Annotated in this window: 10 protein-coding genes; 1 reads left to right on the plus strand and 9 read right to left on the minus strand. The window is 63.2% G+C overall.

The features are described 5' to 3' along the window. Window positions 1-116: 116 nt before the first annotated feature. The 8 genes from KHO23_RS16925 to KHO23_RS16960 all read right to left on the minus strand — a co-directional run bounded on the left by KHO23_RS16925 (window position 117) and on the right by KHO23_RS16960 (window position 11,638). Window positions 117-1,235, minus strand: coding sequence for a formimidoylglutamase (locus KHO23_RS16925; RefSeq protein ID WP_211612364.1), 1,119 nt, complete (start codon window positions 1,233-1,235; stop codon window positions 117-119). Next, window positions 1,232-2,008 carry an amino acid ABC transporter ATP-binding protein gene (locus KHO23_RS16930; protein WP_236066883.1) on the minus strand — a complete coding sequence of 259 codons (777 nt, stop codon included), beginning with the start codon at window positions 2,006-2,008 and terminating at the stop codon, window positions 1,232-1,234. The genes KHO23_RS16925 and KHO23_RS16930 overlap by 4 nt, the downstream gene beginning before the upstream one ends. After that, entirely contained in the window at window positions 2,005-2,673 is a 669-nt protein-coding gene (locus KHO23_RS16935; RefSeq protein ID WP_211612365.1) for an amino acid ABC transporter permease, read from the minus strand. Before KHO23_RS16935 ends, KHO23_RS16930 begins: the two co-directional genes overlap by 4 nt. Before the next feature lie 17 nt (window positions 2,674-2,690). Further along, a complete protein-coding gene (locus KHO23_RS16940) occupies window positions 2,691-3,446 on the minus strand; it encodes a transporter substrate-binding domain-containing protein (protein ID WP_211612366.1) in 756 nt (251 codons plus the stop codon). A gap of 101 nt (window positions 3,447-3,547) precedes the next feature. After that, entirely contained in the window at window positions 3,548-4,297 is a 750-nt protein-coding gene (locus tag KHO23_RS16945) for an IclR family transcriptional regulator (protein WP_211612367.1), read from the minus strand. A 236-nt stretch (window positions 4,298-4,533) separates the two neighbouring features. Further along, window positions 4,534-5,424 (minus strand): transglutaminase family protein, encoded by an 891-nt coding sequence (locus KHO23_RS16950; RefSeq protein ID WP_211612368.1) that lies wholly within the window; start codon window positions 5,422-5,424, stop codon window positions 4,534-4,536. After that, window positions 5,421-8,108 carry a circularly permuted type 2 ATP-grasp protein gene (locus tag KHO23_RS16955; protein WP_211612369.1) on the minus strand — a complete coding sequence of 896 codons (2,688 nt, stop codon included), beginning with the start codon at window positions 8,106-8,108 and terminating at the stop codon, window positions 5,421-5,423. Before KHO23_RS16955 ends, KHO23_RS16950 begins: the two co-directional genes overlap by 4 nt. A 47-nt stretch (window positions 8,109-8,155) precedes the next feature. Then, window positions 8,156-11,638: a transglutaminase family protein gene (locus KHO23_RS16960; RefSeq protein WP_211612370.1), complete on the minus strand. Its 3,483-nt coding sequence runs from the start codon at window positions 11,636-11,638 to the stop codon at window positions 8,156-8,158. Between the two features lie 313 nt (window positions 11,639-11,951). Here KHO23_RS16960 and KHO23_RS16965 point away from each other — a divergent pair, with 313 nt between their 5' ends. Continuing rightward, a complete protein-coding gene (locus KHO23_RS16965) occupies window positions 11,952-13,013 on the plus strand; it encodes a zinc-binding metallopeptidase family protein (protein WP_211612371.1) in 1,062 nt (353 codons plus the stop codon). A gap of 123 nt (window positions 13,014-13,136) precedes the next feature. Here KHO23_RS16965 and KHO23_RS16970 read toward each other — a convergent pair whose 3' ends face one another. After that, the gene (locus tag KHO23_RS16970; RefSeq protein ID WP_211612372.1) at window positions 13,137-14,414 is read right to left on the minus strand and encodes a DUF3443 domain-containing protein; all 1,278 of its coding nucleotides are present in this window, start codon (window positions 14,412-14,414) and stop codon (window positions 13,137-13,139) included. Window positions 14,415-14,422 lie beyond the last annotated feature (8 nt).

Consider the following 14,422-nt stretch of genomic DNA (forward strand, 5'->3'; position numbering starts at 1 on the left):
GTAATGACCACCTTCGAGGCAAAGATCAAGACAAACGCCTGTTTGAAATACGCGTGCCGGCATGATGACCACTGGCTACTACGATAGCCCAATCGGTGCGGTGCGGTCAGCGTGCGTTAAAGCAGCCGGTACGCCAATCGTGCCGCCGCCCTTGCCGTGCGCTTATCCTGATCGAGAGATGGGTTGTATTCCGCAATATCCGCCGCGCGCAGCTTGCCCGACGCACGCACGTGCTGCACCATCGCTTCGACCACCGACAAGGGCACGCCCAGCGCGGCAGGTGCCGATACGCCCGGCGCGGTGGCGGCTGGGAGCACGTCAAGATCGATGGTCAGATAGATGTCGTCCGCTGCGTCCATCAGTTGCCGGAGATCGTCCAGACGCTGCGGTAATTGTGGTTCCTGCATGTCGATGTCGAGCACATAGCGCACGCCGAGCCGTTCTGCATGCGCGAACAGCGAAGCGGTGTTGCCCAGATCGCTGATGCCGAAACAGACGTAGTTGAACGGCACACCTCGTTCGGCGCAATCGCTCGCAATCTGATCGAATGGTGTGCCCGAATTCGCCGGCCGCTTCTGGCGCAGATCGAAGTGGGCGTCGAAATTGATGATGAGCAGCTTAGGGGTAGCGGTTGCCGGCGTGAGCTTTGAAATCGCACCTGCATTTGCGTTTGCAGTCGCTGCCGCAGTCACGGAAGTTGTCGAACCGACCGCTATTCTGACACCGGCACCCGCACCTGTGCCCGAGGCCGCGGCCTCGACTCCAAGCCCAGCCACGCGATCTCGATGCATGCGCAATCCGCTATACGTGCCCCACGCAACCTCATGGCCGCCGCCAAACACCAATGGCCGGCCGCCGCTCGCGAGCACTTCGCACACCACGTTGGCGAGTTCCGCCTGTGCGCTTTCGAGGTCGCCGTCATCGCAAACCACATCGCCCGCATCGGCAAGTGCCACCATCGACGCCTTCGCCGGCAAGCCGGCCAGCGCTCGGCGCAATTCCTTCGGCGCATGTGCCGCACCGATACGGCCTTGATTGCGCCGGACACCCTCATCGGAACCAAAGCCGACGATCACCGGCGCATCGCGTTCAATGCGTGGCGCGCCACGAAAAACATCCTCATTCCGCAGCGCGCCGCCGAACGGCATCACCTGATTGAAAACTCGCCGGGTGTCGCCGGGTTCACCATCGTCGGAACGGCCGCTCCACACCTTGTCATCGAATGGAACTCTCATGCGCGCGACAACACCGCCTGCAAGAAAGCACGCGTACGCGGCTGCGATGGCGCCGAGAAAATCTCAGCAGGCGGCCCCGCCTCGACGATCGCGCCGCCGTCCATGACCACCACCACGTCGGCGACTTCTTTCGCGAAACCCATTTCGTGCGTGACGACAACCATCGTCATACCCTCGCTCGCGAGCAGCTTCATCACTTGCAGCACTTCGCCGACCAGCTCGGGATCGAGCGCGGAAGTCGGCTCGTCGAACAACATCACGCGCGGCTGCATCGCCAACGCGCGAGCAATGGCAACACGCTGCTTCTGACCGCCCGACAAACTCGCCGGCATCACGTGCGCCTTGTGGGCGAGTCCCACTTTTTCCAGCAACGCGGTTGCAGTTGCTTCGGCTTCGGCCTTGGTGGCGCCACGCAACATCCGCGGACCAACTGTGATGTTATGCAGCACCGACAGATGCGGAAATAGATTGAACGACTGAAACACCATGCCCACTTCGGTGCGCAGCGCATTCAGCGAACGCTCCTTGAGCATCGCTCCGTGATCCACCAGCCGATGCCCGCAGATATCGATCGTGCCGCCTTCAGCCTCTTCGAGCCCATTGCAGCAACGCAGGAAAGTACTCTTCCCCGAGCCACTCGGCCCAATCACGACCACGACCTGCTGCGGCTGAATGTCGAAGTCGATGCCGTTGAGCACGGTATGCAAACCGAACGATTTTGTCAGCCCACGAATGCTGACGATAGGTTCATCTACTTTGGCCACAGTATTCATTGCACCATCCCTCCTGCACGCAAGCGGCGCTCAACACGATGCAACGCGTAATTGGTCGCCTGCGTCAGCACCAGATACACCAGCGCGATGGCCAGATACACTTCAAGCGAACGGTACGACACGCTGATGATCTTCTGACCTTCGTGCATCAGATCGTCGATCGTCAACAGCGACACCAGCGCCGAGTTCTTGATCAACGCAATGAACTCATTGCCGAGCGGCGGGATCATTCGCACGATCGCCTGCGGCAGAATGACTGCCCGCATTGCCTGCCCCGACGACATGCCGATCGAACGCGCCGCTTCCATCTGCCCGCGATCCACCGACTGAATCGCACCGCGCACGATCTCCGACACATAGGCCGCGGAATACAAGCCGAGCCCCAGCATCCCGCACACGAAAGCCGGCAACAGAATGCCGAATTGCGGCAAGCCGAAGAACAGCAGGAAAAGTTGCACGAGCAACGGCGTGCCGCGGAAGAACGTGAGGTACGCGGTACAGAAGGCGTACACCACGCGCCGCTTCGGTGTGAGCCGGCCGATACCGATCAGCAGGCCCAGCACGCAACTCAGCGCGAGCGCGGCGGCGGTCACTTCGACCGTCACAACCGCGCCATGCATGATGTCCGGCAATCCGGCAATCACCGGCGAAAAATCGAGTTCCATTATGTCTGCTCAGCCGGTTATTGCGCGGTGGCGCCGAACCACTTCTTGACGATTGCCGCATACGTGCCGTCGGCCTTGATCTTCGCCAGCGCCGTGTTGAATGCCGCCTTCAGTTGCGGTTCGTCCTTGCGCACAGCGATACCGTAGGCTTCGGTCGTCAGCGGCTTGTCGAGTACGCGGAAACCACCGCGCGTCCTCACGAGCTGATAGGCGGCCGGCTTGCCGGTCACGGCAGCGTCGGCACGGCCGATGCCGACCAGGTCGAACATTTCCTGATTCTTCTCGACTTCAACGCGGTTGATTTGCGGGAAGTTGTCACGCAGGAAGTTGACCGACTTCGTGCCCACCTGGACCGAAACTTTCTTGCCATTCAAATCCGCTACCGACTTGATCGGCGAATCGGTTTTCACCAGTGCGACGAGGCCGCCTGCGTAATACGAATCGGTGAAATCGACCACTTTCGCCCGCTCATCGGTGATGTAGATGCCGGAGATCGCTACGTCGAAACGATGCGCGATCAAGCCCGGAATCAAGCCTTTGAAGTCGATATCGGTCCATTGCACGCTTTTACCCATAGCTTTCGCGAGCGCATTCATCATGTCGACATCGAAGCCGGTGCGTGCGCCGTTTTCGGTGAATTCCATCGGCGGGAAGGTCGCGTCGGTGGCGACGTTGAGTACGTCCGGTGTTTGGGCGGACGCCGCACCGGAAAAACCGGCAAGCGTCACCGCGAACGTGACGCATGCGAGGGACAACAGTCGATTCAGTTTCATGAGAGGGCTCCTTGTGGTTCGTTCAGTTCGTTCAGTTCGTTCAGTTCGTTCAGTTCGTTCGGTATCCAGATCGAATTCTGGCCGCGAGCGGCCTTGCCCGATCAATCTGTTTGCATATGCTCGGAAATAGCGCGGGCCGTGCGTAGCGTCCCGTCGATGAATTGGCTTTCGCGGCCGATAGCGCGCGTGGACGGCGCCATCAGCGTGATCGACGCGCTGCTGCCGGTGCCGCGTCCGCTGCGGTGGAATATCGGGGCGCTCACACCCCACACGCCCGGGTCGACTTCGCTGTCGCTGACGGCGTAGCCCTGAGCACGAATCTGTTCGAGTTCGGCTTCGATCGCGGCGCGGCCGGCGGGGTCGTTGTCGAACACGCTGTCGAGCACTTCGGTGCGCGCCTTGTCGGCCATGAACGCCAGCAGCGATTTCGCCGATGCACCGGCCTTCAGCGGCACGGCGCGGCCTTTTTCGAACGAACAGCGCAAGGAGTGCTGACTGTCGACCATTTCCAGGCACATCACCTGATGCTTGACCGCGACCACCAGCCCGATGCTTTCCTGCGACGCGCGCGCCAGGTGTTGCATCTCCGTACGACTCGCTTCGACAAGCTGCGAATTCACGTCGAAGCCAAGCGCGAGCTGCAGGCTGATCGGCCCCGGCGCGTAATAGCCCGCGTTTTCAGCAACGAACCCCCAACGCTTGAGCAAGGCGATCTGCCGGTACAGCGTGCTTTGCGCGAGACCGGTGACGGCGAGCAGATCCTTGACCGACATGGCCTTGCCGTGACTGGCGAGCGCCGCCAGCACCAGCAGCACCCGTTCAGCCCCTGTCACACTCTGTTCCGCGTTCACGATGAAAACTACCCACAACGAATAATGGGATCAGAATGCCAGAACGTTCTCGGATTTCAAAAACCGGATTCCCGGTGAGCGGGAATGTATGGAGAGGGTTTTCCCCGAATGCGGGATAAAAGAGCGTGCCGCTGCGAACGCGCGGCACGTTGACAGAATTCGTCTGACCACAAAGTGGCTTGTTGAAGGGTTGAAGCGGGTTAATGCCCGAAAACGCGGCGGCGAAGCGCGCCGGATTAAAGCGCAAGCACCGTCACACCCACTTCCACCCGATGCGCCCCGCCCCCCAGGATCATCCCGCGCAGCAAGGACACGTCGCTGTAATCGCGCCCGATCGCCAGCGTCACGTGGTCCATATCGGCGAGCACGTCATTGGTGGGGTCGAGATCGATCCAGCCACTCGTCGGACAATAGACCGACACCCACGCATGCGAGGCATCCGCACCGATCAACCGTGGCTGCCCAGGCGGCGGATCGTTGCGCAGATAACCGCTCACGTAGCGCGCCGGCAAACCCAGCGAGCGCAAGCAGCCGATCATCACCTGCGCGAAGTCCTGGCATACCCCGCTCTTCAATTCGAAAGCGCGCTCGGCGGGCGTGTCGAACATCGTCGCCGAAGGTTTGTACTCGAAGTCTTCGTGAATCCGGTGCATCAGATCGATCGCACCCGCCACGATCGGCATGCCGGGCGGAAAGCTCGGCAGTGCATAAGCGCGCAATGACGGCCGCGGCACGATGTTTGGCGACGCAAAGCGGAACTCCACCTCGGGCCGGAACTCGCCGCCGACCCAAAACCGCAACGAGCCCGCCACGTCTTCCCATTCAGGCGTTTCGTCGGGGTCGAGGTCGGTCCAGCGCGGCAGGAGCGCCACCGTGGTTTCGCTCACGAGTTGCAAGCGCTCGTGCGGGGCGTCCAGCGCGAAGTACAGGACGTCGTTGCCGAACGCGTCGATACGGCTCGTTTGATAGGACGGTTCGGGCTCGATCTTTTCTGCATGCGAGACCACGCGCTGCCACGCACAGACGATCGGCCGGATCGTCGCAAGATGCTGGGCGGTTTCCACATACGTGGAGTAGTGGTAGGTCGTGCGATGCGAGACGGACAACACGGTCGGCGCATTCTTCATGACCACACCTGTGAAGCCACCGTACTGGCGTGACTGAAATAGCGCGCGCTGATTTCATGCGCCGCCGCGCCGACATAGCCGCCGATCTGGTCGCACACTGCCATCAGGTGAGTGTATGAATCGTTTTCGTCGACTGCGCACAGCGGTTCGAGCGTCGGCAACGAATCGGCATGCGGCATCAATTCCGCAAACGGGCGATGCCGCATGCTGCCCGCGGCCACGGCGATCTCGTCGAGCTTTTTACGCAGGCGTTCATAAACGCCGTAGACGCCGCGCGGATTGGTGGGCTCGATCACCAGCAGGTCGAGCAAAGCCGGCACTTCGAAACGGCCCGGATACAGCGAGCGATACGTCAGCGTGCTGTCGAACAATTGCAGAAGCAGATCGAACCCGGCCGGTGTCGCGAGTTGGCCTTTGTCGGCGACCACGCGCAAGAACGACGTCATGGCCGACACGCGTTCGATATGCCGCCCGACGAATAGCAAACGCCACGCTTCGTCGCGGGTCATACGGTCGCCTTGCGCGCCGCTGATCGCCGACAATTGCACCGACAAACGTTCGAGCGCGTTCATCAGCGTCACGCGGTCATAGCGGTCATAACGGTCGTAGCGCTCACTGCGCTCGGCGCGGCCCTGACCATTCGCGCTGCCCTGCGATTGCGATGCACCACCGGCGCTACCATTGCCACTGCCGTTGCCGTTAAAACCCGCAGCCGGCATCAAGGTCTGCAGCGCATCGCGGAAGTCGTTGCGCGCCGCGAGAATCGTGCGCCAATGATCGTTTGACAACCGCCCGCGCACTTCGCCGTTCGCACGCGCCTGATAGTTGAGGTTCTGGCCGATGCTCGCCGCGCCGGTGCTCTCGCTCAGATTCGCGACCAGCGCACGCTCGAATGCTTGCGGCGAACAGGGCGAGGACATGTCGCCGGATTGCACCAGACCGCAATGCGTGGCGAGCTCCACCAGCGTGGGGAACATCGCGTCGGCGTCATTGCCTTCCAGCGAGCCGAGAATCAGGCGCAACAGCCGCACATTGTTTTCGGCGCGTTCGCCATAACGTCCGGCCCAGAACAGATTTTCAGCCGCACGGCTCGACACGGTGCGATGCTTGCGCGCGAGGTCGGCGGGTTGCATCGGCGAAGGCAGCAGCGTAAAGGTCGACGTCGGCTGACTCGACAGCACCCACGTATCGACGCTGCTGCCGCCGTATTGCATCGACACCGTCGCCTGGCGCTCGGCGGCCATCCGCGTGAAGCCGCCGGGCATCACATGCCAGCCCCCGTTGACGTCGGCAATCGCATAGACGCGCAGGACCGACGGACGGCGGCCAATGGTGCCGTCTTCGTAACGCGGGGTGCAGGAAAAGCGCTGCGGCTGCTGGATCGTATAGGTGTCGGGCATCGCTTCGATGCGCTCGCGCCACGTCGAGAGGCGCTGTCTGCCCTGCTCGATCCCGGGCGGCGCATCGCGTGGCGCGACCGGCCAGGTCGGCACGATGAACGCTTCGTCCAGACGCGTGAACGCGTGCTCGCGCGCCGCCCTTTCGCCGCACCACCAGGTCGCCACGCTCGGCAGCACCAGGTCTTCGTCGAGCAACACTTCGGCAATGCCCGGCAAAAAACCATGCAAGGCGGGCGATTCGACAAAGCCCGACCCCGGCACATTCGAGACGATCACATTGCCCGCGCGCATCACCTGCAACAGGCCCGGCACACCGATGCTCGAATCCGCGCGCAGTTCGACCGGATCGCAGAAAGCATCGTCCAGGCGGCGCAGCACGACATGCACACGTTCGAGACCGGCGAGCGTCTTCAGATACAGCATGTCGTCGCGCACGGTCAGGTCTTTGCCTTCGACCAGCGTGACGCCGAGATACCGCGCGAGAAACACGTGCTCGAAGTAAGTCTCGCTAAACGGCCCGGGTGTGAGCAGCGCGATATGGAGCGAGCCGTCGGTTCCCGAACCGTCGGGCTGCATCGTGGCCTGCGCGGCTTGCACGAGCGTTGCGAGCAGTTGCGAATAGGTCGGCGCGAGACGGCTCACGCGCATCGCGCGGAACGGCTCGGCGAACAGCGTCGACACGATCAGCCGGTTTTCCAGCGCATAACCGAGGCCGGAAGGCGCCTCGGTACGATGCGCCATGACGGTCCATTGGCCGTCGGGCGTACGCGCGAGATCGACGGCCACCACCTGCAGATACTGCCCGCCAGGCGGCGTGAAGCCCTTCACCGAACGAAGATAACCCGGATGCCCGAACACCAGCGCCGGCGGCAACTGCCCTCGCTCGAGCAAGGTCTGCGGCCCATAAATATCGGCGACGATGGCATTGAGCAGATGCGCGCGCTGCGTCACGCCTCGCTCGATATGTGCCCACTCGGCCTCGCTGATCAGGAACGGCAGCAGGTCGAGCGCCCACGGCCGCGGCTCGCCGTTATCCGCGTAGACGTTGTAGCTGATGTCGTTATCGCGGATCTGCTGCGCGACCGACGCGTAGTGATCCTCCAATCGCGCGATACCGTCTTCGCCAAGCCGCTCGAAGAATTGCCGCCACGGTTCGCGCAACGCGCCTGAGGCGTCGCGTAACTCGTCCCAATGTCCTTCGTAGGCCGGCAACAGCCGCAATAAGGACGAAGCGTCCGCGCGAGCCGCGGACGCTTCGAAAGGAAAAGTCGATTGAAAGGCCAAGGTCGTATCGTTTTTAAAGTTGTGCTGCCGCTCTTCAGTCTACCAGGTTACCAATACCGCAGGTCCAGCGTGAACGGGAATTCGAGGCTGCGCTGAGGCATCTCGACGGTGAGCGGCCCCGGCGTATGACCGGACGCGAAAAAGCGCGAGCGCCGCCGGCTTTCCGCCGCATAGGCGTTGACCGGGAAATTCTCATAGCTGCGCCCGCCCGGATGAGCGACATGATACTGGCATCCGCCGACCGAGCGGCCCGTCCATGTATCGACCAGGTCGAAGGTGAGCGGCGCATCCACGCCGATGGTGGGATGCAGCGCCGACGGTTGCGACCAGGCGCGAAAGCGCACGCCGGCCACATATTCGCTGACGCGGCCGGTCGGCTGCAAGGGCACCGGCACGCCGTTCACCGTCAGCACATGGCGGTTGTCGTTCAGACCGAGCGTGCGTACTTCGAGCCTTTCCACCGACGAGTCCACGTAGCGCACCGTGCCACCTGGCGAGCCCTCCTCGCCCATCACGTGCCAGGGTTCGAGCGCATTGCGGATGGTCAGCGAGACGCCGTTCACCGTGGTCTCGCCGACCAGCGGGAAGCGGAATTCGAAGTGCGGCGCGAACCAGCTGCTCTCGAAGGCGAAGCCCGCCTCGTTGAGTTCGCCGAGCACGTCGTCGAAATCCATCTTCGCGAAGGTGCCGAGCAGGAAGCGGTCGTGCAGTTCCGTGCCCCAGCGCGTGAGCCGCTGCGTGTACGGCGTGTGCCAGAAGCGCGCCACCAGCGCGCGCAGCAGCAACTGCTGCACGAGACTCATGCGCGCATGCGGCGGCATTTCGAAACCGCGCAATTCGAGCAGGCCGAGGCGGCCGGTCGGACCATCGGGCGAATAGAGTTTGTCGATGCAGAACTCGGCGCGGTGCGTGTTGCCCGTCACATCGATCAGGATGTTGCGTAGCGAACGGTCGATCATCCACGCCGGCAGATTCGCGCTGTCGCGGCCGCCGAGCAGATCGATCTGCCGCTGCAATTCGCGGAACGCCACTTCGAGTTCATACACCTGATCGTTACGCGCCTCATCCACGCGTGGCGCCTGGCTCGTCGGCCCGATGAACAGCCCGGAAAACAGATACGACAGCGACGGATGATTGTGCCAATATGCAATCAGACTCGCGAGCAGATCGGGACGGCGCAGGAACGGACTATCGGCAGGCGTCGCGCCGCCGAGCACGAAGTGATTGCCGCCGCCGGTTCCCGTATGCCGGCCGTCGGTCATGAACTTCTCGCTGCTCAGATAGCTTTCGGCCGCGGACTGATACAGATACTCCGTGTTGTCGACCAGTTGCTCCCAACTCGAAGCCGGATGAATGTTCACCTCGATCACACCCGGGTCCGGCGTCACCTGCAGGACCTTCAGGCGCGCATCGCGCGGCGGCGGATAGCCTTCGAGCACGACCTTCATCGCCAATTCGGCCGCGGTCGTTTCAATGGCCGCGAGCAGGTCGAGATAGTCGTCGAGTTCGGTGAGCGGCGGCATGAACACATGCAGCAGCGAGCGGCCGCTGCCGAACGCTTCGGTTTCCGCTTTCGGACCGGCGGCACGTTTCGGATCGCGCGCTTCGACGCAGATCGCCGTGCGCAGCGTTTCCTTCGACGACTGCCCGCGCGCCGGCGCCTGGCCGTCGCCCGGTTGAGGAGCAAAAGCCAGCACGCCGCTGCCCGCCATGCCGCTCAGCAAATCCGCCGCTGACGACGACAACGCCGCCGCGCGCCGCGCGTCGGCCTCGTTCAGGGTGCGGCGGGACTCACCATCGCCGTCGTATTGCAGGCGCAATTGCGCGGCCGGGCGCAACGGCACCGGCGGTGCGAACGGGTCGTGCGCATGCTGATACGGATAGTCGGTCTTCGAGACCCACGGCAGCGAATCGAGCGGCAGGCGATAACCCATCGGCGAATCGCCGGGAATCAGGAACATGCGCTCGTCGCGGAAGAACCAGCGGCCGCTGACCCACTTCGGCGCCTCGTTCGGCACGTCGCGTTCGCGCGCGAGCGGCAGGACATAGCCGGTGGCGCCGCCCAGCCCCGCGTCGAATACACGCCGCAAACGCACGCGCTCCAGTTCGTCGTCGAGGCGCGCGTCGAGAGGATCGACGTTGACCGGCAGACGGCGCTCGCGCCACAGGTAGTACCAGACGTCTTCGAAACCGGGCTGGATGCAGTCGTGGTCGACTGCGAGCTTCGCCGCCAGATGAGCGAGGAAACGCTGCGCGTCTTTGGCCGTGTAAGTGCCCGGCTCGCGTTCGTCGGCGAACAGCGTGGGATCTTGCCAGCACGGCTCACCATCGGCGCGCCAGTAGAGCGACATCGCCCAGCGCGGCAACTGTTCGCCCGGATACCACTTGCCCTGGCCGATATGCAGAAAGCCGTTCGCGCCGTAGCGCGAGCGCAGCTTGTCCATCAGCGCGACCGCGTAGCTGCGTTTGGTGGGGCCGAGCGCGTCGGTGTTCCATTCGGCCGCGTCGCGATCGCGCACCGACACGAAGGTCGGCTCGCCGCCCATCGTCAGGCGCACGTCCATCTCGGCGAGGCGCTGGTCGACCTGCTCGCCCATCTTCAGCACGTCGTCCCACACCGCTTCGCTGAACGGCCGGGTGACGCGCGGCGTCTCCAGTACCCGTTCAATCGACATGGTGTGCTCAAACTCGACTTCGGATTCGTCGACCGCGCCGGAGATCGGCGCCGCGCTGCCGGGTTCGGGTGTGCACGCGACCGGGATATGGCCTTCCCCGGCGAGCAGGCCGGAGGTCGGATCGAGGCCGATCCAGCCCGCGCCCGGCAGGTACACCTCGCACCATGCGTGCAGGTCGGTGAAATCGACTTCGGTGCCGCTCGGGCCGTCGATGGATTTGACGTCGGGCGCGAGTTGCAGCAGGTAGCCGGAGACAAAGCGCGCCGCCAGCCCCAGTTGCCGGAGCGTCTCGACCAGCAGCCAGCCCGAATCGCGGCACGAGCCCGCGGCGCTCACCAGCGTTTCCTCGGGCGTCTGCACGCCGGGCTCCATGCGGATCAGATAGCGGATCTCGCGTTGCAGCCGCTGATTCAGTGCGACGAGGAAGTCGGCGGTGATCATCGGCGTGCGGTCGATACTTGCGACGAACTCGGCGAAGCGTGGCGTCATCGGCCGCTTGACGAGGTAGGGCGCGAGTTCCAGCAGCAAACCGGGCGCATACTCGAACGGGAACTGTTCCGCCGACGGTTCGAGAAAGAAGTCGAACGGGTTATAGACGGCCATCTCGGCGACCAGATCCACGGTCACCTTGAATTCGCGCGTCTTCTCGGGAAACACCAGGCGCGCCTGATAATTGGCGAACGCGTCCTGCTGCCAGTTGATGAAGTGTTCGGCCGGTTCGACCCGCATCGAATAAGACAGAATCGGGGTCCGGCAATGCGGCGCGGGCCGCAGGCGCACGACCTGGGGCGACAGCGCAACCAGCCTGTCGTAGCGGTAATGTGTAACGTGATTCAACGCGACGCGTATGGACACACCGGACTCCTGGACAAAGGATGGCAGCCCGCCAAAAAGCAAGCTTCATGCCGTTGATCGAAAAACCGCGTGAACTGCCTGTACCGCCCGGATGAGCGCCTGCTGCGAAGTGTGCCGCGGCTGCCGACCGTCCGGTCGATCGATCAGCGCGCCTTTCCACCGCCTTTTCAACTGCCGCGCACCAAAGCGGCGCAGCGCCGATGCACGATCATGCACGTAATGTGCGTTAAACCAGTGACGTCTGGCAAATGCGGCATGAAGATTGCGCATTGGCCTCGCTTCACGACTGTCACCCACCACCCGGGCCCGATCGATGAGAACCTTCCACTGCAATCGCTGCTCGCAACTCGTGTTCTATGAAAACGTTCGATGTGAACGGTGCGAGTCATTGCTTGGGTATGTCCCGGAACTGGCCGAAATCAGCGCCTTCGAAGAAGCCGGCGAAGGGCGCTGGCGCAGCCTGCATCCGCGCGCCGCCGATGCGGTGTTCCGGCAGTGCCACAACTACGCGGTCGAAAACATCTGCAACTGGATGATCCCCGCCGACTCGCCCGATACGCTATGCCGCGCCTGCCAGTTCACGCGCACGATCCCGAATCTGGGCACGCCGGACAACCGGCTCTACTGGTACCGGCTGGAGACGGCGAAGCGGCGCCTCCTTTACACACTGGCCGCGCTCGGCCTCGATGTGCCATCGTGCCAGAATGATCCCGAACACGGCCTGGCATTCGAATTTCTCGAGGACAGCGACGACGGGCCACGGGTCATGACCGGCCACGACAACGGTCTCATCACCCTGAACATTGCCGAAGCCGACGACGCCTACCGCGAAAAAGTGCGCAGCGCGATGGGCGAGCCCTACCGCACGCTGCTCGGCCACTTCCGCCACGAGACGGGCCACTACTACTTCAACAAGCTGATCGTGAACGATCCGCGCTGGCTCGCGCCCTTTCGCAAGCTGTTCGGCGACGAACGCGCCGACTACGGCGAGGCCCTGAAAGCCTACTATCGTAACGGCGCACCGGCGGACTGGCAGGCCTCGACTATCAGCGCCTATGCAACGATGCATCCTTCAGAAGATTGGGCCGAAACGTGGGCGCACTACCTGCTGATCGTCGACGTGCTGGATACGTCGACCTCGTATGGTCTCGCCTTGCTGCCCGACGACCCGAGCGAGCCGACGCTGACCGACCGCACGCCCGTGGAAGACGCGAGCTTCGAGAATCTGATGAAACGCTGGTTTCCGCTCACGTATGCGTTGAACAGCCTGAACCGCAGCCTCGGCATGCCCGACGGTTATCCGTTCACGCTGGCCTCGCCGGTGGTGGACAAGCTGCGCTTCGTGCATCGGCTGATTGCTGCAGTCGGCAGGTAGCACGCTTCGAGCGGCCACAAAAAGCCCGCTGCCGAATCAACCGGCAGCGGGCTTTCTCCCATCGGCGTCAAACCTGGCTATCGCTCAATAAGCGGCCTCAATAGGCAACCTCAGTACGCAACCTCAGTACGCCACATAAGGCCCCGCACCGCCAGGCGTCGTCTGCTGCTCAACCGCGGCGTACACGTTACGGCCGTAGAAGAACGGCAGGCCCCAGTCGAAAATCGACGACGTCACAAAAGCCGGCCCCGCCAGCAGCGGCAACGCCAAATCGCCGCCGTACGTCTGCGAAATCGACGTGGCATTGCCCACGCTGAAGTTCACCGTGCTCGTCGTGCCGTTGGCCCCCTGCATCATGGCGCTCAATGACTGGGTCGACACCGGGCAGTAGTACGCGCTATTCGGGCTCGCGCACGCGGGCATGGCACTGGTCTGGAAGAAGAGACCCGTCGAGCCGCTATCCAGAATACTGCTCGAATAGGTCGTGCCGTTCTGCACTGTCGTGAAGGTGCCATTCGACGGACTCACCCCGATCACCTGCGCGCTCCCCAGCGAATTGTTGGTCTGCGTGCCGATGCCGAACACGAGTTGCCCGGTGACCGACTGCGCGCCACCTGACACCGTCGGCAGGCTCAGCATGGAGCCGTTGTTGTCGGTGGCGAAGTACGGGATCGGATTGGCGACCTGCAGCGCTTCGGCAAGCGGAATCGACGTGCATGCCGTGCCGTTGCAACCGTAATACGTACCGGCCACCGCCTGTTGCACGCAGTTCGCGCCGCAGTCGTGCTTGAACACGCCGATGCCCAGAATGCCATTGGCCTGCAGCGTAGCCGGCGTGTTGCGCGATGCGCCGAAGCTTGCGCAGTCGGACGGTAGTGATGCGTAGTTCGGGTCGATCACCTGAATCGGCAGCGAGGCCGCTTTTTCACCGGCGATCTGCAGATCGGCGAGCTTCACCGAGCCCCACGTGTAACCGTCGAAGAACTGCATGCATTCGGCAACCAGATTGCCCGAGCCGTCCTTCTGCTGCGGCAGCGTCATCGACGCGGGCAATTGCGAGGCAAACACGCGCACGCCCCACGACCCGGTATCCACCAGGATGTGATCGATGGTTTGGCACTGGCTGGTGCCGGGCGCGCAAATCGTAATGCTGACGAACGGCATGTTCGGCACGTTGCTCACGCCGGAGTCGACCGTTACGCGCACCGCGTTAGCGGCCACCACTTGCGGCGAAGGCGACGTATTGGTGACGGTGGGACCGGCCGACTGGCTCGTCGAGCTGCTGGAATTCGCCGAGGAGCCGGAACCGCTGGAGCCCCCGCCCCCGCCGCCGCAGGCACTGACGAGCAACGCGAGCAGCGCCGCGCACAACAAGGTCACGAACGAAGACGTATGACGCATGATCCGCT

This window comes from Paraburkholderia haematera (genome assembly GCF_905220975.1).
GTDB classification, from domain to species: Bacteria; Pseudomonadota; Gammaproteobacteria; order Burkholderiales; family Burkholderiaceae; genus Paraburkholderia; species Paraburkholderia haematera.

Excerpts from the sequence above, each read along its gene's own strand:
- KHO23_RS16925 (WP_211612364.1), bottom strand. The coding sequence starts at position 1,235 with ATGAGAGTTCCATTCGATGACAAGGTGTGGAGCGGCCGTTCCGACGAT.
- KHO23_RS16930 (WP_236066883.1), bottom strand. The coding sequence starts at position 2,008 with ATGAATACTGTGGCCAAAGTAGATGAACCTATCGTCAGCATTCGTGGG.
- KHO23_RS16935 (WP_211612365.1), bottom strand. The coding sequence starts at position 2,673 with ATGGAACTCGATTTTTCGCCGGTGATTGCCGGATTGCCGGACATCATG.
- KHO23_RS16940 (WP_211612366.1), bottom strand. The coding sequence starts at position 3,446 with ATGAAACTGAATCGACTGTTGTCCCTCGCATGCGTCACGTTCGCGGTG.
- KHO23_RS16950 (WP_211612368.1), bottom strand. The coding sequence starts at position 5,424 with ATGAAGAATGCGCCGACCGTGTTGTCCGTCTCGCATCGCACGACCTAC.
- KHO23_RS16965 (WP_211612371.1), top strand. The coding sequence starts at position 11,952 with ATGAGAACCTTCCACTGCAATCGCTGCTCGCAACTCGTGTTCTATGAA.
- KHO23_RS16970 (WP_211612372.1), bottom strand. The coding sequence starts at position 14,414 with ATGCGTCATACGTCTTCGTTCGTGACCTTGTTGTGCGCGGCGCTGCTC.